The organism is Paraburkholderia sp. PAMB 6770 (assembly GCF_057748135.1).
Genome location: NZ_CM173239.1, coordinates 660229 through 678740, shown reverse-complemented (window position 1 = coordinate 678740; position 18512 = coordinate 660229). Strand labels below are relative to the sequence as shown.

Annotated in this window: 15 protein-coding genes; 10 read left to right on the top strand and 5 right to left on the bottom strand. The window is 67.6% G+C overall.

The window, feature by feature from the left end; translation table 11 throughout:
- The first annotated feature begins 6 nt into the window (after positions 1-6).
- From gmtY to gmtX, 3 genes are read left to right on the top strand one after another with little or no spacing between them, the layout of a single operon-like run.
- The gene (gmtY, locus tag AC3AP7_RS20475) at positions 7-1419 is read left to right on the top strand and encodes a gamma-mobile-trio recombinase GmtY (protein WP_487364388.1); all 1413 of its coding nucleotides are present in this window, start codon (positions 7-9) and stop codon (positions 1417-1419) included.
- On the top strand, positions 1416-4016 hold the full coding sequence (gene gmtZ, locus AC3AP7_RS20470; RefSeq protein WP_487364387.1) for a gamma-mobile-trio integrase GmtZ: 2601 nt from the start codon (positions 1416-1418) through the stop codon (positions 4014-4016). Before gmtY ends, gmtZ begins: the two co-directional genes overlap by 4 nt.
- On the top strand, positions 4013-4651 hold the full coding sequence (gene gmtX, locus AC3AP7_RS20465; RefSeq protein ID WP_487364386.1) for a gamma-mobile-trio protein GmtX: 639 nt from the start codon (positions 4013-4015) through the stop codon (positions 4649-4651). Before gmtZ ends, gmtX begins: the two co-directional genes overlap by 4 nt.
- Positions 4652-5192: 541 nt before the next feature.
- Here gmtX and AC3AP7_RS20460 read toward each other — a convergent pair.
- The 4 genes from AC3AP7_RS20460 to AC3AP7_RS20445 all read right to left on the bottom strand — a co-directional run bounded on the left by AC3AP7_RS20460 (position 5193) and on the right by AC3AP7_RS20445 (position 9883).
- Positions 5193-6365, bottom strand: coding sequence for an NAD(P)/FAD-dependent oxidoreductase (locus AC3AP7_RS20460; protein WP_487364385.1), 1173 nt, complete (start codon positions 6363-6365; stop codon positions 5193-5195).
- Between the two features lie 36 nt (positions 6366-6401).
- Entirely contained in the window at positions 6402-7901 is a 1500-nt protein-coding gene (gene amaB, locus AC3AP7_RS20455; RefSeq protein ID WP_487364384.1) for an L-piperidine-6-carboxylate dehydrogenase, read from the bottom strand.
- A 264-nt stretch (positions 7902-8165) separates the two neighbouring features.
- Positions 8166-9122, bottom strand: coding sequence for a copper chaperone (locus tag AC3AP7_RS20450; RefSeq protein WP_487364383.1), 957 nt, complete (start codon positions 9120-9122; stop codon positions 8166-8168).
- Positions 9119-9883, bottom strand: a complete 765-nt coding sequence (locus tag AC3AP7_RS20445; protein WP_487364382.1) for a DUF899 domain-containing protein — start codon at positions 9881-9883, stop codon at positions 9119-9121. The genes AC3AP7_RS20450 and AC3AP7_RS20445 overlap by 4 nt, the downstream gene beginning before the upstream one ends.
- Positions 9884-10036: 153 nt before the next feature.
- On the opposite strand from AC3AP7_RS20445, the gene AC3AP7_RS20440 reads away from it, so the two are divergent.
- The 5 genes from AC3AP7_RS20440 to AC3AP7_RS20420 all read left to right on the top strand — a co-directional run bounded on the left by AC3AP7_RS20440 (position 10037) and on the right by AC3AP7_RS20420 (position 15099).
- Entirely contained in the window at positions 10037-11257 is a 1221-nt protein-coding gene (locus AC3AP7_RS20440; RefSeq protein WP_487364953.1) for a helix-turn-helix domain-containing protein, read from the top strand.
- A gap of 41 nt (positions 11258-11298) precedes the next feature.
- Entirely contained in the window at positions 11299-11955 is a 657-nt protein-coding gene (locus tag AC3AP7_RS20435) for a Vgb family protein (RefSeq protein WP_487364381.1), read from the top strand.
- Between the two features lie 59 nt (positions 11956-12014).
- A complete protein-coding gene (locus AC3AP7_RS20430; RefSeq protein WP_487364380.1) occupies positions 12015-12347 on the top strand; it encodes a DUF2322 family protein in 333 nt (110 codons plus the stop codon).
- Positions 12348-12493: 146 nt separating this feature from the next.
- Entirely contained in the window at positions 12494-13894 is a 1401-nt protein-coding gene (locus tag AC3AP7_RS20425) for a bifunctional enoyl-CoA hydratase/phosphate acetyltransferase (protein WP_487364379.1), read from the top strand.
- Positions 13891-15099, top strand: a complete 1209-nt coding sequence (locus tag AC3AP7_RS20420; RefSeq protein WP_487364378.1) for an acetate/propionate family kinase — start codon at positions 13891-13893, stop codon at positions 15097-15099. The genes AC3AP7_RS20425 and AC3AP7_RS20420 overlap by 4 nt, the downstream gene beginning before the upstream one ends.
- 84 nt (positions 15100-15183) lie before the next feature.
- Here AC3AP7_RS20420 and AC3AP7_RS20415 read toward each other — a convergent pair whose 3' ends face one another.
- The gene (locus tag AC3AP7_RS20415) at positions 15184-16335 is read right to left on the bottom strand and encodes a porin (RefSeq protein WP_487364377.1); all 1152 of its coding nucleotides are present in this window, start codon (positions 16333-16335) and stop codon (positions 15184-15186) included.
- A gap of 300 nt (positions 16336-16635) precedes the next feature.
- Between AC3AP7_RS20415 and AC3AP7_RS20410 the strand changes: the two genes are divergently transcribed.
- Both AC3AP7_RS20410 and AC3AP7_RS20405 read left to right on the top strand, forming a co-directional pair.
- Positions 16636-17691, top strand: coding sequence for a Dyp-type peroxidase (locus AC3AP7_RS20410; protein ID WP_487364376.1), 1056 nt, complete (start codon positions 16636-16638; stop codon positions 17689-17691).
- Positions 17684-18484: a family 1 encapsulin nanocompartment shell protein gene (locus tag AC3AP7_RS20405; protein WP_487364375.1), complete on the top strand. Its 801-nt coding sequence runs from the start codon at positions 17684-17686 to the stop codon at positions 18482-18484. Before AC3AP7_RS20410 ends, AC3AP7_RS20405 begins: the two co-directional genes overlap by 8 nt.
- Positions 18485-18512: the final 28 nt, after the last annotated feature.

The following is an 18512-nucleotide window of genomic DNA, read 5'->3' as shown; positions in this document are numbered from 1 at the left end:
GTCCCCATGTTCGTGACTGTTAAAGCTAAGGTCTACACAGACGCCACAGGCGTCTATACCGAACTGCCAGGACTCCTGACCCCAGTTGGGGTACTGGAGCCTTTGCTCGACTACTACCTGTACCGCAGCCACGACCGCAGCCTGGCCTGGATGTCTAAAGTGACCCGCTCAGTGCGGATGTTCCTCGAATACCTGCAATCCAACCCCGCCGAGTGCGACACCTACCGCCTGTTCCAGAACTTCGCCCAGCGGCTCTACACCGGCACCTTCGACCGTACGACCGGTCTCGACCCCAGCGGCCTGTGCTGGGCGCCGCGCTCACCCCAGGACGCCTCGCACATTGTCACCCACCTGACCGACTTCTTCGACTGGCTCTGCGAAATGCGCCCCGAAGCGGCACAGGTGAACCCGCGCTATGCGGGCGGCGCCTTCGACCGGCAGACCGACGAGGTCGCCTACCAGTTCCGGCGAAGCAAGGCCTTCCTCGGGCACACCTGGGCAGCGAACGCATCCCCCGCCGAAACCGGGCACCGTGTCCGTGGCCAGCGCCTGCCAAAGGTTGAAAAAGACGAGCCGCCGGCCTTCCCGGAAGAGCGCTTCGAGGAACTGCTTGCCAAGGGATTCAGCGCAGCCGGACGCCCGGATTATCGCGGCATGCTCATCACGCTGCTGCTCCATGGCGCGGGCTTCCGCGAATCGGAGCCCTTGCATCTCTACGTTTCGGACGTATTCCCGGACCCGGCCAACCCGCGACAAGCCAAGGTGCTCATCCATCATCCGAGCCACGGCGCCGCGCCGGCGGATTGGCGCGATGAAAGAAGCAAGCCGCGCAAAGGCAACCGAGCGGAATACCTCGCCCAGCAGTTCGGCCTCGTGCCCCGCACCGAGGTCCTGGACCGGCGTCACGCCGGCTGGAAGGGTGGCATGCACGATGGAGCCTACTACAAGCAGGCGTACTGGTTCACGCCGGAGTATGGTGAGTGGTTCCTGCAATTGTGGCACCGCTACCTCGAACAGGTCGTACGTGTCGAGCGCGACCACCCCTTCGCCTTCATAAACTTGAGTCGCGAGCCCGTGGGCGCGGTGTACACGCTCACCCAGTACAACAAGGCGCATGCCGCCGCTTGCAAACGCATTGGCCTCGACGTCGGCAAGGCACTGGGCACGACACCGCACGGCCACCGTCACGCCTACGGCCGGCGCCTGCGGAATGCCGGGGTCGACAAGCATCTAATTCGGCGCTTCATGCATCACGCCTCCGAACAGAGTCAGGAGGTCTACACGCAGGCGAGCACCCGCGAGGTCCTGGCGGCGCTTGAAGCGGCCGCGCAGCGACTGCGGGACAAACACGGCGGCACGCCATTCGTACTGGGCCAGTTGCTACCGGACATTGCCCTCAACGACAAGGATTCCATATGAAAAAACGGAAGACAGCGACCGCGCCGTCTACCGCTGCCGCTGCCCGCAAATTAGGTGTACAGCGAAGTACGGATGCGGATTTGGGTTGGGTGGAGCGGGAATATCCTCAATTGGCTGCCTGGCGCGTCTTCGGGGTTGATTGGCTCAAAGGGGAAGTGAGCGCAATTAAGCCAAAGCTCGGCGCCTTGGTGGCTTTCTTCGAGCGTTACCTCGTTAGGCAGGGCTTGCCACTCGAACCGGCGGTGCTTCTAAACCGAAGCACGGTACTGCCTGACTTCTACCGTACAGCCTGCCCGGATTCGTATGAAGGCATCAAATACAACAATTACATCAACGCCTTCCTACAATTTGTACTGCTCCGCGAGTTCAGCGAAACTGACGACAACGGGAAGCCAGTGGTCTCGCCAGCCTTCCGAAACCCTCTTCCGCGGTTGTCCTTTGGCGGCCAGCCCAGACGGGACGAGAGCGTGCATTCGCCGCTGCCCTACGGCTACATCGACGAACTGCGCCAAATGCTCGCAGCAGGACCGCAGTTCCGGGACTGGCACTTTGCGCAGAACGCCTTGAGTCCGGGCGTCAGCTATCGGCTCAACTACGCGCCTGACTGGTTCGAGGTGACTGAAGACCAGATTGACCGGAACGACCCGGACTGCGTGTGGCGACTCCGCAAAGTGAGCCAGGACCATCGCGATGAGCGGCAGGTGCTAGAAATGTGGTCCCCAGTACGTTGGGTCGCTCTGCTCGTGAAGCTTATCGTGCCGCTACGCACCTTCCAGGTCCGCATGCTCGACTCTGGCGAAGCAGATACTTGGCGCTTCGAAAATGGCAACTGGATGCTGAACGCAGGCCGGCTTGCTCAGGGCAACGAACGCCGCCCCCTGCAGCAAGGAGTGTTTCGCCGCAACAGCCCGCTCGCCGATGGCGAAGCCGTCCCAGCCGTGCTTTACATCAATACCAACAAAACCGCCGACATCGCCAAGTCCGGGCCTGAGAAGGGCTATGTGTTGCCCTGGTTCTGTGGCGGCCCAGTGCACCAGGATGTCTTCTTCTGGATGGAGAAGTTGCGCAACTGGCAGGAAAAGTACAACCCCATCTCGCAGCGCACGGCCTGGACGGAATTGGACGGCCGCCATATCGGAGCCAAGAGCGAGGTTCAATTGGCAAGCTACTCCGACACTTGCTTTCTGTTCAGGATGCCTGAAGCCGGTAATGCAGAGCGTCATCTGCCTGGTAGGGTGGCCGTGTTGGACACCTGCTGGTTTGCGATGCTCAAAGAGATGGAAATACGGCTTGCAGCACGGGGCGAGACCCATCGCAATGGCTCGCCGATTAAATTCCTCCCTCCGATTGAAGAACGCACAGGCAATCCGACAACTCTCTTTCCTCTGCATAGTCTGCGCGTCTCCCTCATCACCGCACTGGCCTTGGAAGGGCAGGTGCCGTTTCCAATTCTTCAAAAGCTCGTCGGCCACAGTCGGTTGCTGATGACGATGTACTACACCAAACCGGGCGCGACATACATCCACGACGTGCTGCTGGGCGCGGCGGAGCGGCTCGAAAATGGCAAAGAACTGAGCATTCAGAATTTCCTGCTCGACACCTCGCACGACGAACTGTTGCACAAGGCCATCTGCAACAGCGTGCCCAGCCTCGCCGCAGCCATCCCTCAGCACCCGGCCGCGCGCAACCCGGCGGGCTGGATGCCCATGCACCACGGCCTGTGCCTGGTCGGCGGCAACACTAGCGAGGTTGAGGACAACGGTGCGGTCGGTGGCTGTTATAACGGCGGACCGCAGATTGGCCCCGCAACCTTAAAGAAGTATGGCCCCGTGCCCGGTGGCAGCCGCAACTGCGTGCGTTGTCGCTGGTTCGTGACCGAGCCGCATCACCTGCCGGCGCTGACCGCTCACTTCAATACGCTCGCCTACCACTTTGATGAGGCGCGCAATGACTGTCTCACTCGTGAAAACGCGTTGCTGGACCTGAAGAAGCAGAAAGCCGATGCGGAATACGCAGGCCAGCCGTTCACCCGACTGGACGCCCACCGGCAGGCCGAGCGTGTGTGGGAGAGTTCCATGAAGCGCTTCAGCGACCTCGCCGAAGACCTGGTGGCCTGCTGGCGTTTAATCGAACGCTGCAAGGCGGCCCTCGATGCGCTGCAGGGCGATGGAACCCAGTTGGTCTCCGCCGGCACAGTGGGTGACGTGCGTCTCGCGTTCGAGGAGACGGAATCGGAATTGTTCCAGCTCGCCGGCGTGTGCGAAAACGTCGAGGTCTACCCTGACTTGGAACCGGGCAAGGCGGTGTTCCGTCGCAGCCAGCTACTTGACGCCGCGCTCTATCGCGACGACCTACCGCCCGTGTTTATGCTTATGAGCGAACAGGAGCAACTGCTTGCAGGCAACGCCTTCATGCGCCGCCTTGCCCAGCAGGTGGACCCCACGAATCCCGCGCTCGGCCAGCGTCGAGTGATTCACTTGATGGACGCAGGCATGAGCCTCAGCCAGCACTTCGATATAGACCTGACCGCGCTGCTGCCCACGACCAATCCGCTCCCGGTAATTCGGCTCCAAGCTCTCACGGGAGACAAAGCATGAATGGTGCGACGGACATCCACCCGGACGCTGTGCTCGAGTCGCTGCTCGCCAAAGGCGGACGCTCGAACCGGCGTGCAAATCTGGCAAAGATGCACGAGCTCTGCCGCAGGCAGCACGAAGTGGGCTCGCGCGACTTCTCGCTGCCGGCCGTAGGACGCCTGGCAGAAGCGTCAGGCATCATGAAGGGGCGTGCGCTTTACAACGCCCAGTCGGCCGACTACCGGGCGCTCATCGAAGCGTGGGCCGCCTACGCAGGCCCGCCCGCACCCAAGCCACCGAAGACGCTTGCAAGCCACGAATACCTAATGCGCATCGAGGACCCGGCCATCCGCTCCATCATGCAGGCCATCATCGCCGAGCGCGACAAGCTCAAGGCGCAGCTCAATGTGCTGAAAGCCAATGCGCAAGTGACGGTGGACCGGCGCCCACTACCCGTCTCGCAACCTGTGAACGTGCTCGCTATGACCGCACAGTTCACGCCGTCCGAGCTTGAGGCGATACAGAAAGCGGTTTCGGCCGACTTCCTCGAAGCGCGCGGCCTGCGCGAAGGTAGCCATGGCGAGATTGTCGACGCGCGCGGACGGACGGTATTTGAGGTGGGATTTGCGCGGGCAATTCGAAAAGTGCTTGTTTAGGCAAAGCAAAAATTAAAGGGGAACAACATGAGTGTGGCTTACTACCTTGCCTGCATTGAATCCAGGCAGTATGTGTGGGTCGGGGCACTAGGTTCGAACTGCCAAGCAATGCCGGACGGGCAAGCCGGCGCGATATCGCGATTTGCGCTGGCCCATCGTGGTAAGCCTCTGGTTGTGGTGAGTGATACCCATCCTATCCTTGGTGATGGCAAGGAGTGGGAGGCGGCGCCGGAGGAATAGCAGGCTCAAAGGGCACACCACCAAGCCCCCTGATGTACGAACTACGCGATAGTCAAAGCGCCCGCGTTATCGCTGGCGCTTGGAAGTTTCCGTGTATTACGATGTATTTATACATCGCAAGGCTCTGCTCCTTAAAACCCAACTCTAACCTGAATTCCTCGCTACTTACCCAGGAACTATGTATCGTTAGGGTATAAGTCAGTTTCTGTTCAAAACCCTGTGGACATCCTGCGCACGCATCCGGCAAGTCCCTGAACGCACGGCGAATCGCCACGCTGCCCGCGATCCGCGGTCGTCCCGCTCAGACGACGTTCTTCTCGACGATCGGCCGGTTCTCCAGCACGCGCGCGAAGCCCAGCGCCGACAGGTCGAGCGTCGTGTAACGGCCGTGCAGGATCAGCTCGCTGACGCCGCGCCCGGTGGCCGGGCCCTGCTGCAGGCCGTGGCCGCTGAAGCCATTCGCGAAAATGCAGTTGTCGATGTCCGGATGCGGGCCGATGACCGCGTTCTGATCCAGCACGTTGTACTCGTAGTAGCCGGACCAGCAACGCTCGACGCGCAGCGCCTCGAACTGCGGCACGCGGTGCGCGAGCACCGGCCAGATCACCGCGTCGAACAGCGCATGATCGACTTCGTCGAGCGGCAGGTCGTCCGGGTCGTGGTCCGCGTGCGGCGACGTCCCGCAGAGGTACGTGCGCCCCTCCGGACGGAAGTAGACGCCGCTCGGGTCGATCAGCAGCGGGCACGGTTCGAGCCGCGCCGGGGAACTGACATTGAAGATGCTGCGGCGGCGCGCGTACACCGGCAGGTCGATGCCGAGCATCTGCGCGATCCGGCGCGACCACGCCCCTGCGGCATTGACGACGACGTCGCATGCGTGATGCCCGCCGCGCGCGGTGACCACCTCCGTCACGCGCCGGCCATCGCGGCGCAGGTCGACGACCTCGTCGGCCGCGTAGCGCGCGCCGAGCGCCTGCGCCTTCTTGCGCAGCGCCTGCACGAGACCGTAGCCGTCGAACCAGCCCTCGCCGCTCTCGCCGAAAGCGCCGGCGGCCAGATCGGCCGTGTTCAGCCACGGGAAACGCACCTGCAGGGCAGCCGCGTCGAGCAAGCTGATGTCGGCGCCCAGACGCCGCTGCAGCGCATGATTCTCGCGCAGCGTCGACGCGCCCTCCGCTGTCGCGAGAAACAGATAGCCGCCTTCGTGCAGGTCAATCGACGGTTGCACCCCGTCCACCGCCAGGCGCTCGCCGAGCGAGCGCAGGAACGCAATGCCGTACAGCGACATCTGGATCGAAAGCGGCGTCGAGAACTGCTGCCGGATCGACGCGGCCGACAGCGCCGACGACGACCGCGCATAGGTCGGATCGCGCTCGATCACGACCACCTCGACTTGCAGGTCTGCGGCGCGCAGAAAATACGCGATCGCGCTGCCGATCACGCCTCCGCCGACGATGACGACTTTCGCAGTCACGACGCACTCCTCGACGACGGGGCCCGCGCGCGGCGCTCAGCCGAGATTGAAGTCGATGCCCTGCGCGAGCGGCAGCGCGGACGAGTAATTCACCGTGTTGGTCGCGCGGCGCATGTACGCCTTCCACGCGTCCGACCCCGACTCGCGGCCGCCGCCGGTTTCCTTTTCGCCGCCGAACGCGCCGCCGATTTCCGCACCGCTCGGCCCGATGTTCACGTTCGCAATGCCGCAGTCGCTGCCCGACGCGGACAGGAAGCGCTCGGCCTCGCGCAGGTCGGTGGTGAACACGCACGACGACAGCCCGTGCGCGGCGGCATTGTTCGCCTCGATCGCCGCGCCGAAGTCGCGGTAGCGCAGCACGTACAGGATCGGCGCGAACGTCTCCTTGAGCATCACCGGCGTCTGCGACGGCATCTCGACGAGCGCGGGACGCACGTAGTAGCCGCCGTCGTGCCCCGGCACGTCGACGCGCTCGCCGCCGCTCACGCGGCCGCCCTCGGCCGCCGCCCGCTGCAGCGCGTCCTGCATGCGCGCGAATGCCCGCTGGTCGATCAGCGGACCCATCAGCGTGCCTTTTTCGAGCGGGTTGCCGATCGGCACCTTCGCGTACAGCTGCTTCAGATGCGCCACGGTCTGCTCGTACACGCTCTCGTGCACGAACAGGCGCCGCAGCGTCGTGCAGCGCTGGCCGGCCGTACCCACCGCGGAAAACACGATGCCGCGCAAGGCGAGCGCCGGGTCGGCGCTGCCGGTCACGATGCCGGCGTTGTTGCCGCCCAGTTCCAGCAGCGAGCGGCCAAAGCGCTTCGCCACTTCGACGCCGACCGCGCGGCCCATTTCGGTGCTGCCAGTCGCGCTCACGATCGACGCGCGCGGATCCGCCACCAGTTGCGCGCCGACCTCGCGGCCGCCCTGGATCAGCGCGGTCAGCCCGGCGGGCGCGTCGCCGAACGCCGCGAGCGCCTCTTCGAGAAGGCGGGTGACGGCGAGCGCGGTCAGCGGCGTCTTCTCCGAAGGCTTCCAGATCACCGCGTTGCCGCACACCAGCGCGAGTGCGGCATTCCACGACCAGACGGCCGCCGGAAAGTTGAACGCGGAAATCACCACGCAGGTGCCCAGCGGATGCCAGCTTTCGGCCATCCGGTGGCCCGGACGCTCGGAAGCGATGGTCAGCCCGTACAACTGGCGCGACAGCCCGACCGCGAAGTCGCAGATGTCGATCATTTCCTGCACTTCGCCGAGCCCCTCCTGCAGGATCTTGCCCGTTTCGAGCGTGATCATGCTGCCGAGCGCCTGCTTCTTCTCGCGCAGACGGCTGCCGAGCAGCCGCACGAGCTCGCCGCGGCGCGGCGCGGGCACGTCGCGCCACACGCTGGCCGCCTGCTTCGCCGCGGCCAGCGCCGCATCGACCCGTGCGGCGGGTTGAGAGGCAACGCGCCCGATCAGTTCGCCGTTGATCGGCGAGTGAACCGCGATGTCGCCGGCTTGTGCCGCGTCCGCAATACCGAGTTCGGCAAGGATGGTCGAAGCGTTCATGGCGGCCCCTTTGAATTTCCAATACGAAACAAAAGTAAGTTCGGAAACTATACACGTGGGGGAACAGGGCGGCAAGCACGGCCGGCCCGGGACCTGGCGCTGCCACAGCGCAGATCTGGTGAAAATGGCCGCGCGCGGGCCGCCGTCGGGCGCACGGACTGGCGCTGCGCGACGCTACCCGTCCGCCCCGCCGTGTTTCTGATCGGAAAATTTCGGCCGGGGCGCCCCGCCCACGCGTCGCCGATCCCGCGCGGGCGTACCCGCTCAGATGAAGCCCGCCGCGCGCGCGATCTGCCAGGCGCCGGCCCCGCCGAGCGCGACGCCGATCGCGCGGGCAACGCGCGCACCGCGCGGGGCGAAACGCTCGGCCGCGAGCGCGATGGTCATGCCTGTCATCGTGCGCAGATCCATCATGCCGGTCACGACGAGCGCGAGCGTCAAACCCGCGCAGCAGACGCTGCAGTGAAGGCCGGCACGCAGACCATGCCGCCACGCCGTGCCCGTGCCCGTGCCCGTGCCAGTGCCCGTGCCAGTGCCAGTGCCAGTGCCAGTGCCAGTGCGCGGCGCGCGCCGCGCATCGCAACCGCCGTGCGCCAGCCCGGCGCGGCAGCACGCGAGCGCGCGCGCCTTGCATGCGCTGAACTGGAACAGACCCGCGCCGATCAGCGCGATCCCCGTGGCCCACGGCGCCGCGCGGGCCAGCAGCGGCCCGCGCAGCGCGAGCGCGGCGCAGGCCGCGCCGGCCAGCCATATCGCCGGGCCGAGCGCGCTCCAGACCAGCCCATAGCCGGCCGCCGCTTGCGCGAGCCACCCCGCGCGGCGCGCGGCGCCGATGCCGACGCGGGCGAGCGCGGCCTCCTCGCGGCCGAGCATCGGCGCGAGGAGCGGCACCATCATCGCGCCCATCATCGTCGACCACATGCCGGCGAACGACCTCGCCATCGCCCACCCGGTTTGCCCGCAACCCGGCACCCAGAGCGTCGACAGCATCCAGCCGCCCGGCATCGGCAGCGCGCCCATCGCGGCCATTGCGGCGCTGGCGCGCACCGTCAGCACCGCGCAACCCGCGCATGACAGCGCGGCAAACGCATAGAGCACATAGAGGCCGCAAGGTCGCCCATGCCCGGCGCGCTCCGCGCGAGCATCATGCGCGTTCGTTGACGCCTGCGCGCCCGCGCGCGTCGAGACATGCGCGAACAGCACCCGCCGGCGTCCGTTCATGGCCGCGCATACTCGTCGTGACGACGCCACCAGATGCCCGTCTCGTTGCGCCCGCGCGGTGCGCGGTCGAGCCACGGGTACATGCCCCACAGCGCATCGAGACCGCGCGCGTAGGTCGAGTACGTGTGATAGACGACGCCCTCCTCGCACACGAACGCGCTCATGCCCGGCCGGTCGCGCGCGTACGTGGCCGGGTCGGTGCCGCAGGTCGCCGCGAACTGCGCGACGGGCGCGGGAGCCGGCGTCGCGTCCATCGGATGACGCCCGCGCGCATAGTTATACTCGACCTCGCCGTCGCGCTGCTGCGCTTCGGTGAATGCCACGTTGAAGTCGAAATTGAAGTCGCTGTCCTGCGACGACGCCCACGGAAACGTCCAGCCCATCCGATCGCGGTACGCAAGCAGCTTCGCGAGCGGCGCGCGCGAAACGGCCATCAGCGTGACGTCGTGATGCGCGAGATGCACGACGAGGCCATCGAACCCATCGGCGATCGCCGAGCACGACGGACAGCCCGCCGCGTAATCCGGGCCGAACATGAAGTGATACACCAGCAGTTGCGAACGGCCGCCGAACAGATCGGCAAGCGACGCGCCACCATCTGCGGTGTCGAACCGGTAGGGCCGCTCGACGCGCACCCAGGGCAGCGCCGCGCGCTGCTGCGCCAGCGCGTCGCTCTGGCGGGTGAGCGCCTTCTCCGCCTCGAGCAGATCGAGCCGGGCTTTCAGCCACGCTGCGCGCGTGGTCACGGAATGGGTCGTCATGATGGCAGCCTCCTTGGGAAACAGGTTATCGCGCCGCGCCGGCAGCCGGCCCGCGCGGCCAAAACGACGAAACACGTGTGCTAGATTAGGCGCCGGCTTGCCAACGGTGGGAGTGACAAAAATGGCGGGATTCATGGGGGGAGTCGCCGCATGATGGACTCGCTCGTTACAGCGGCTGCGTCTGCGCTCGCCGCGGGCGATCCGCTCGGCGCGCTGAACCGCATCGCGTTGCGCGACGACCCGCCTGCGCTCGCGCTGCGCGGCATCGCGATGGCACAGCTCGGCGACCTGACGCGCGCCCGCGCGCTCGTGCGCCGCGCGGCGCGCGCATTCGGCCCGCGCGAGGCGCTCGCGCGCGCCCGCTGCGTCGTCGCCGAGGCCGAGATCGCCCTGGCGGCGCGCGAGCTCAACGGGCCCGGCAAGGCGCTCGCCGCCGCGCGCGCGACGCTCGAAGCGCACGGCGACCGGCTCAACGCGACGCATGCGCGGTACGTCGAGATCCGCCGTCTGCTGCTCGTCGGCCAGCTCGACGACGCGCACCGCCAGCTCGCCGCGCTCGACATCGCGCACCTGCCGCCTGCCGCCCGCGCAACGCACGCGCTGATCGAAGCGGGCATCGCGATGCGGCGGATCCACGCGGATCGCGCGCGCGCCGCGCTGGCCGATGCGAACGCCGCCGCACACGCGTCCCGCATTCCCGCGCTGCGCGCCGAGATCGAGCACGCCGCGCGGCTGCTCGATGCGCCGGCGGCGCGGCTCGTCGCAGGCGGCGCACCGCGCCTGCTCACGCTCGACGACATGCAGGCGCTGTTCGCGTCGCCCGCGTTCGTCGTCGATGCCTGCCGTCACGTGGTGCGTGATCCGCGGACCTCCGTCGTGCTCGCGCGCCGTCCGGTGCTGTTCGCGCTCGTGCGCGCGCTTGCCGAAGCGTGGCCGCGCGACGTGCCGCGCGACGAACTGGTCGCGCGCGCCTTTCGCCTGCGGCTCGCGGACGAATCGCATCGCGCGCGCCTGCGCGTCGAGATGGGACGGCTGCGCGCGATGCTGCGCGCGCTTGCGGACGTGAACGCGACCGCGCGCGGCTTCGTGCTCGCGCCGCATGCCGCGCGCGACGTCATCGTGCTGGAGCGGCCCGTCGACGAAACGCATGCGGGCCTGCTCGCGCTGCTCGCGGACGGCGAGGCATGGTCGAGCTCGGCGCTCGCGCTCGCGCTCGGCACGAGCCAGCGCAGCGTGCAGCGCGCGCTCGACGCGCTCGCGCAGGCGGGCAAGGTGCAGCCGCTCGGCCGCGCGCGGGCGCGCCGCTGGACGATGCCGCCGCTGCCCGGATTCGCGACGCCGTTGTTACTCGCGGTGCCGCTGCCGGACGGGTAGCATCGACGCATCCCTTTTGATCCGTCGACGAGGAAACCGCCATGAAACGCTCACCTGCAGAAATCGTCCGCGAATACGGCCCGTTTGCGGGCGTCGAGCAGATCGGGGGCGTCACGTATGACGGCCACCGGATCTGGTTCGCATCCGGCGACCGCCTCACCGCGCTCGATCCGGCGAGCGGCGCGAGCGTGCGCACGCTCGACGTCGCGGGACACGCGGGAACCGCCTTCGACGGCCGGCATCTGTACCAGATCGCCGAGGACCGGATCCAGCGCATCGATCCCGACAGCGGCCGCGTGCTCGCGACGATCCCCGCACCGGGCGGCGGCGCCGACTCGGGGCTCGCATGGGCCGAAGGCTCGCTGTGGGTCGGGCAGTACCGGGAACGCAAGATCCATCAGATCGATCCGCAGACCGGGGCGATCCTGCGCACGATCGAGTCGAACCGCTTCGTGACCGGCGTCACCTGGGTCGACGCCGAGCTGTGGCACGGCACCTGGGAGGCCGGCGAAAGCGAGTTGCGGCGCATCGATCCACGCACCGGCGCCGTGCTAGACAGCCTGCAGATGCCGCCCGATACCGGCGTGTCCGGGCTCGAATCCGACGGCGATGCGCTGTTCTACTGCGGCGGCGGCAACAGCGGCAAGGTGCGGGTCGTGCGCCGGCCCGCGCGCGGCGGCGCGAGCGGGCAGGACTGACGGGCGATCGGCCGGGGTACGGCCCGCCTTTCCCGCACACAACCGGCGGAGCACGTTCGATGATTCAACCGGGCCACGTATTCAAGGACAACCTCGCGCAACTGCCGGCGATCGACACGATCGCGCGTCTCGATCTGCTCGACGGCAGCGGCGCCGTCGTCGCCAGCATCGGGAACACACCGGGCAAGCAGGGCTCGCTCGCGGTCTATCACTTTCTGCGCGAAACCTTCGGCACGCTGGATGCGCAAGCCGCCGGGCACGGTCTCGCGGTGTTCGCCGACCATACGGCCAACGCACGCAGCCGGCCCGGCGCGCATCCGAACGTCGACCGCCTGCTCGCGATCGCGGCGGGCGCGCCCGCGCTGCGCATCGAGGTCGTGGCGGCTGCCTGAGCGGACCGCGCCGCCGCGCGACGACGCCGCGGCCGCATGCGTTTGACGTCGATCAACATGCGCACGACGTCGATCGCCGATAGTGCCCGGGTTGCGGCGGTGCAGCGGTGCGATTGCGCGCCGGTAGCCGCCAGCGGGGCGCGAAGATGGAACAGATCGAGAATCACACGTATGCGGAACTGCGCGTCGGCGATGCCGCGACGCTCACGCGCACCTTCGGTCGCCGCGACCGTGCGCTGCTCGGCCAGCTCACGGACGGCGACGCATCGCTCGACGCGAGCGCGGACGCGGACGCGGACGCTTGCGCGTCGCCGCGCGCGAACGTCGATGCGGGCCTGTGGGGCAGCCTGCTGCTGTCGACGCTGATCGGCGCGCGGCTTCCCGGCGCCGGCACCGGCTGGGTCGATCAGTCGCTGCGCTTCGCGGCCGCGATCGCGCCCGGCGATACGCTGAGCGCGTCCGTGCGCGTGACGGACAAGGACGACGCCGCGCAATGCGTCACGCTTGCCTGCACCGCGTTCAACCAGCGCGGCGAATGCGTGATCGACGGCACCGTGCGGGTCGTCGCGCCGACCCGCAAGATTGCGCGGCCGCGCAGCGCGCTCGCGCAGACCGGGCTGCAGGATACCGGGCAGCGCTACCAGCGTCTGATCGCGATGACGCGCGGACTCGAACCGATACGCACGGCGGTCGTCAACCCGGTCGACAGCGTGTCGCTGGGCGGTGCGATCGAGGCGGCCCGCGAAGGCCTGATCGTGCCGGTGCTCGTCGGCCCGGAAGCCGGGATTCGCGCGGCCGCCGAGCAGGCTGCGATCGACGTGTCGCCGTATGCGATCGTTGCGGCCGCGCACGGCGAAGCCGCGGCCGCCGAAGCCGTCGCGATGGCGCGCGACGGCCGCGTGGAGGCGCTGATGAAAGGCGCGCTGCATACCGACGAACTGATGCACGCGGTCGTCGATGCCGCAGCGGGGCTGCGCACCGCGCGCCGCATCAGCCACGTGTTCGCGATCGACGCACCGGGCTATCCGCGGCCGCTCCTCGTCACCGACGCCGCGATCAACGTCGCGCCGACGCTCGAAGACAAGCGCGACATCATCCAGAACGCGATCGATCTGGCCCACGCGCTCGGGATCGTGCAGCCGCGCGTCGCGATCCTGTCGGCGGTCGAGACCGTCACCGAGAAACTGCGCTCGACGCTCGACGCCGCCGCGCTGTGCAAAATGGCCGAGCGCGGCCAGATCACCGGCGGCCTCCTCGACGGGCCGCTCGCGTTCGACAACGCCGTATCGGAAGAAGCGGCGCGCACCAAGGGCATCCATTCGCCGGTCGCGGGGCGGGCCGATGTGTTCGTCGTGCCGGACCTCGAAGCGGGCAACATGCTCGCAAAGCAGCTCGAATACCTCGCCGGCGCGCACATCGCCGGCATCGTGCTGGGCGCGCGCGTGCCGATCATCCTGACGAGCCGCGCCGATCATGCGCTCGCGCGGCTTGCTTCCTGTGCGATCGCGCTGCTGCTCGCGCGACACCATGACGGGGCCCGCGGATGACCCCGTCCACGACGGACACGATTCTCGTCCTCAACGCCGGATCGTCGAGCGTCAAGTTTTCGCTGTTCCCCGCACACCAGCGGCCCGAGCGCGCGCATCTGATCTGCGAAGGCGAGTGCGAGGGCATCGGCGCGCGGCTGCGTCTGCGCATCGTCGAGCGCGGCGGCCGCGCCGTCGCCGACATGCAGCCGCCCGGCGCGACGCATGAAGACGCGCTGGCCGCGCTGCTGCACTGGCTCGCGCAGCACTATCCGCGCCAACGCGTGAGCGCGGCCGGGCATCGCGTCGTCCACGGCGGCGCGCACTATGTCGAACCGGTGCGGATCGGGCCCGAGGTCGTCGCGGCGCTGCGGCGCCTCATCCCGCTTGCGCCGCTGCACCAGCCGCATCATCTGGCGGCGATCGACGCACTGTCCGCGTTGCATCCCGCGCTGCCGCAGGTCGCCTGCTTCGATACCGCGTTCCATCACACGCAGCCGCCCGTCGCGACCACCTTCGCGCTGCCGCGCGCATTGAATGACGAGGGCGTGCGCCGCTACGGCTTTCATGGCCTGTCGTACGAGTACATTGCCGGTGCGTTGCCGGAATACCTCGGCGCGGCGGCGGCCCACGGGCGCGTGGTGGTCGCGCACCTCGGCAGCGGCGCGAGCATGTGCGCGCTGCGCGAGCGCCGCAGCGTCGCGACGACGATGGGCTTCACCGCGCTCGACGGGCTGCCGATGAGCCGCCGCTGCGGCAATCTCGATCCTGGCGTGGTGCTCTATCTGATGCAGGCCAAAGGGATGAGCGCGGATGCGATCGGCCACCTGCTCTATCACGACTCGGGGCTGTTCGGCGTGTCGGGCCTGAGCGACGACATGCGCGTGCTGCTCGCGAGCGACGCAGCGACCGCGCGCGAAGCCGTCGCGCTCTTTGTCTACCGGATCGTGCGGGAACTGGGCTCGCTCGCCGCCGCGCTCGGCGGCATCGACGCACTGGTGTTCACGGCCGGCATCGGCGAGCATGCCGGCGCGATCCGGCGCGGGGTCTGCGAAGCGAGTGCGTGGCTCGGCATCGCGCTCGACGCAGCCGCCAACCTGGCGCACGGCCCGCGCATCAGCGCGCCGCACAGCCGGGTATCCGTCTGGGTGATACCGACCGACGAGGATCTGATGATCGCCCGCCACGTGTGCGCGGTGCTCGGCAAGGGCGCTCCGCACGATTGAGGAACGCGGCAAAAAGACTCATCGCGCGGAGATGCCGCGCGATGAGCCGCAAAGGGCATCACGTCGTGTGATGCCGCGTGGTGGTTAGAACTTGTGACGCAGCGCGACGCGCACGACCACCTGGTCCGACGTCGACGACGGCGCATCGGTGCCGGTGATGAATGCGTCGTCGAGGATCGAGCCGGTCTTGTCGCCCGCGACCTTCTGGTAGACGCCCTGCACGTAGAAGTCGGTGCGCTTCGACAGGTTGTAGTCCGCCATCAGGCCGACCTGATGGATCTTCGGCTGGGTCGAGCCGGTCGACGCGTCATAGTTCTCCATCGTGTACACATACTCGGCGCCGACGAAGAAGGCCGGCGTGATCTGGTACTTGCCGTTCACTTCGAAGTTCTGGTACTTCAGCGTGTTCAGCGTGGAGCCGGCCGCGACGATCGCACCCGGCGTGCCGAGGTAGCCGTTGCCGGTCGGGTTCCTGTAGTTCGTGTTCGTGTAGGCAAAGCCCAGCGTCGCCGGACCGAACGTGTAGTTGATGCCCGCGCCGAACACGCGCATGCGCGCGGCGATGAAGCTGGCGTCGTTCGCGGTGACCGCGCCGGTCGAGCCGCTGCCGACGTTGTCCGCCTGCAGGTAGGCGGCCGCGAGCAGCAGGCCGCCGTTCGCGTACTGCGCACCGAGGCTGTACGCGCGGTTGTTCGCAAAGTTCGTATCGTTGCTGAACGCGTACGCGCCGCCGAACTGGAAGCCGTTGAAGTCCGGGCTCGCATACTTGACCGCGTTATCGAGGCGGAACGAGTTGTCGGTGTTGTCGTTGTCGTACGGATGCGCGAACAGGTAGCCCGCCCAGTTGCCGTTCGCGGTCGTCTGCGCGAGATAGTCGACCACCGAGTCGTACTGGCGGCCGAGCGTCACCGTGCCGTACGTGTTGCTCGCCAGACCGACGAACGCTTGCCGGCCGAACATGCGGCCGCCCTGGCCGAGGCCGCCCGAATTCACGTTGAAGCCGTTTTCCAGCTGGAAGATCGCCTTCAGGCCGCCGCCCAGATCTTCGGCGCCCTTCAGGCCCCAGCGGCTGCCTTGCGCGTAGCCGCTCGCGAGTTCGTAGACATGGCCGCCGCCGACGTTGTTGGTGTAGTCGATTCCTTCGTCGATCACGCCATACAGGGTCACGCTGCTTTGCGCGAATGCCGGGGCAGCCGCTGCGGCCGAAACGGCCAACGCGATGAGGTGCTTTTTCATGAAATCTCCAGTGTCTCGAATCGAAACAGCTTGTTTTAAATCCGCCGGCCGGCGATAACGCATGCGCCGGTCCGGTTTCGATGAGCGTTCGTGCGACGCCGGACCGGATGCTTGCATGCCTGCCCATCGGGCGTCCAGCAACGGATGTGACGCAACGCAATACCGTTGTGAAATCCCAACCGGGGCCGGGGCAATCCCGCGAATTGCCCCTCTCGCAAGCCGTTGCGACCGCATCAATTCCGCGCTTTGCCACCCGCTGAGCTATGCTGTTGCCGAGCCCTCTCACCCGCCGAGCCCCCGATGCCCAACCCGTCCACTTCGCCTGTTCCCGAACCTCAGGCGATCGCCGCTCCGGTGACACGCAGCGCGATCTTTCTGGTCCTCGCGCTCGGCCCGGATCCGGTGCATCACGACACCGTGCGCGCGTGGTGCGCGGACATCGCCGCGCGCGTTCGCTCGGTCGGCAAGCGCGTGCCGGCAGCGGCGCTGTCGTGCGTGTGCGCGTTCGGCGCGAACGCGTGGGATACGCTGTTCGGCGCGCCGCGTCCCGTGGCGCTGCATCCGTTTCGCGAATTCGGGCCGCCCGGCCGGCGCGCGATCGCGACGCCCGGCGATATCCTGCTGCACATCCGCGCCGACCAGATGGACCTGTGCTTCGAACTGGCAACCCAGTTGCTTGCGCCGCTCGGCGGCGCGGTGAGCACCGTCGACGAAGTGCACGGCTTTCGCTATTTCGACCAGCGCAGCATCGTCGGCTTCGTCGACGGCACCGAGAATCCGGAAGGCAGCGAAGCGGTCCGCTTCACGGTGATCGGCGACGAGGATCCGGCGTTCGCGGGCGGCAGCTACGTGCTGGTGCAAAAATACCTGCACGACATGACGGGCTGGAACGCGCTCACGGTCGAGGCGCAGGAGCGCATCATCGGACGCACGAAACTCTCGGACATCGAACTCGACGACTCCGAGAAACCGGCCAACGCGCACAATGCGCTGACCGTGCTCGAAGAGAACGGCGAAGAGATCAAGATCCTGCGCGACAATATGCCGTTCGGCCGCCCCGGCTCGGGCGAGTTCGGCACCTATTTCATCGGCTATGCGCGCTCGCCCGCGCCCATCGAACAGATGCTCGAAAACATGTTCGTCGGCCGTCCGCCCGGCAACTACGACCGGCTGCTCGATTTCAGCCGCGCCGTCACCGGCGGACTGTTCTTCGCCCCCGCCGGGCCGCTGCTCGACGCGCTCGCCGCCCGCAGTCCAGCCGGTGCGGCGCCGGTCCCCGAATCCCCCTCGTCCGCCGGTTCCAGCGACGGCTCGCTGAACATCGGCTCGCTCAAAGGAGCTCCACGCCATGAATAATCTGCACCGCGAACTCGCCCCGATCTCCGCAGCCGCGTGGTCGGAAATCGAGGAGGAAGTCGCGCGCACCTTCCGGCGCTCGCTGGCCGGCCGCCGGGTGGTCGACCTGCACGGTCCGGCCGGCGCCGGTCTCGCGGCCGTCGGGACCGGCCACCAGAGCGCGATCGAGCCGCCGCAGCCGGGCATCGGCGCGCGTCGGCGCGAAGTGAAGGCGCTCGTCGAATTGCGCGTGCCGTTCGAATTGCAGCGCAGCGCGATCGACGACGTCGAGCGCGGCGCGCGCGACTCCGACTGGCAACCGGCGAAGGACGCCGCGCAACAGCTTGCCTACGCGGAAGACCGCACGCTCTTCGACGGCTACAAGGCGGCGCACATCGTCGGTATCCGCGAGGGTTCGTCGAATCCCGCACTGACGCTGCCCGCGAACGTGCGGGACTATCCGGCGGTGATCGCCAGGGCGCTCGCGCAACCGCGCCTTGCCGGCGTCGACGGCCCCTATTCGGTGCTGCTCGGCGCCGATGCGTACACCGCGCTCAGCGAAGCCAGCGATCAGGGCTATCCGGTGCTCGAACACATCAAGCGGCTCGTCAACGGCGAGATCATCTGGGCGCCGGCCATCGACGGCGGCTGCGTGCTGTCCACGCGCGGCGGCGACTTCGACCTGCACGTCGGCCAGGACCTGTCGATCGGCTACCTGAGCCACAGTGACGACGTGGTCCGGCTGTATCTGCAAGAATCGCTGACCTTTCTGATGCAGACGAGCGAAGCGTCGGTCGCGGTGCTACCGGAGTAAGCGCGGCAAGTGGGCGCGGCGTGTGAGC

Excerpts from the sequence above, each read along its gene's own strand:
- AC3AP7_RS20410 (WP_487364376.1), top strand. The coding sequence starts at position 16,636 with ATGCCCAACCCGTCCACTTCGCCTGTTCCCGAACCTCAGGCGATCGCC.
- AC3AP7_RS20405 (WP_487364375.1), top strand. The coding sequence starts at position 17,684 with ATGAATAATCTGCACCGCGAACTCGCCCCGATCTCCGCAGCCGCGTGG.
- AC3AP7_RS20440 (WP_487364953.1), top strand. The coding sequence starts at position 10,037 with ATGGACTCGCTCGTTACAGCGGCTGCGTCTGCGCTCGCCGCGGGCGAT.
- AC3AP7_RS20450 (WP_487364383.1), bottom strand. The coding sequence starts at position 9,122 with ATGAACGGACGCCGGCGGGTGCTGTTCGCGCATGTCTCGACGCGCGCG.
- gmtZ (WP_487364387.1), top strand. The coding sequence starts at position 1,416 with ATGAAAAAACGGAAGACAGCGACCGCGCCGTCTACCGCTGCCGCTGCC.
- AC3AP7_RS20425 (WP_487364379.1), top strand. The coding sequence starts at position 12,494 with ATGGAACAGATCGAGAATCACACGTATGCGGAACTGCGCGTCGGCGAT.
- amaB (WP_487364384.1), bottom strand. The coding sequence starts at position 7,901 with ATGAACGCTTCGACCATCCTTGCCGAACTCGGTATTGCGGACGCGGCA.
- AC3AP7_RS20445 (WP_487364382.1), bottom strand. The coding sequence starts at position 9,883 with ATGACGACCCATTCCGTGACCACGCGCGCAGCGTGGCTGAAAGCCCGG.
- AC3AP7_RS20430 (WP_487364380.1), top strand. The coding sequence starts at position 12,015 with ATGATTCAACCGGGCCACGTATTCAAGGACAACCTCGCGCAACTGCCG.
- gmtY (WP_487364388.1), top strand. The coding sequence starts at position 7 with ATGTTCGTGACTGTTAAAGCTAAGGTCTACACAGACGCCACAGGCGTC.
- gmtX (WP_487364386.1), top strand. The coding sequence starts at position 4,013 with ATGAATGGTGCGACGGACATCCACCCGGACGCTGTGCTCGAGTCGCTG.
- AC3AP7_RS20420 (WP_487364378.1), top strand. The coding sequence starts at position 13,891 with ATGACCCCGTCCACGACGGACACGATTCTCGTCCTCAACGCCGGATCG.
- AC3AP7_RS20415 (WP_487364377.1), bottom strand. The coding sequence starts at position 16,335 with ATGAAAAAGCACCTCATCGCGTTGGCCGTTTCGGCCGCAGCGGCTGCC.
- AC3AP7_RS20435 (WP_487364381.1), top strand. The coding sequence starts at position 11,299 with ATGAAACGCTCACCTGCAGAAATCGTCCGCGAATACGGCCCGTTTGCG.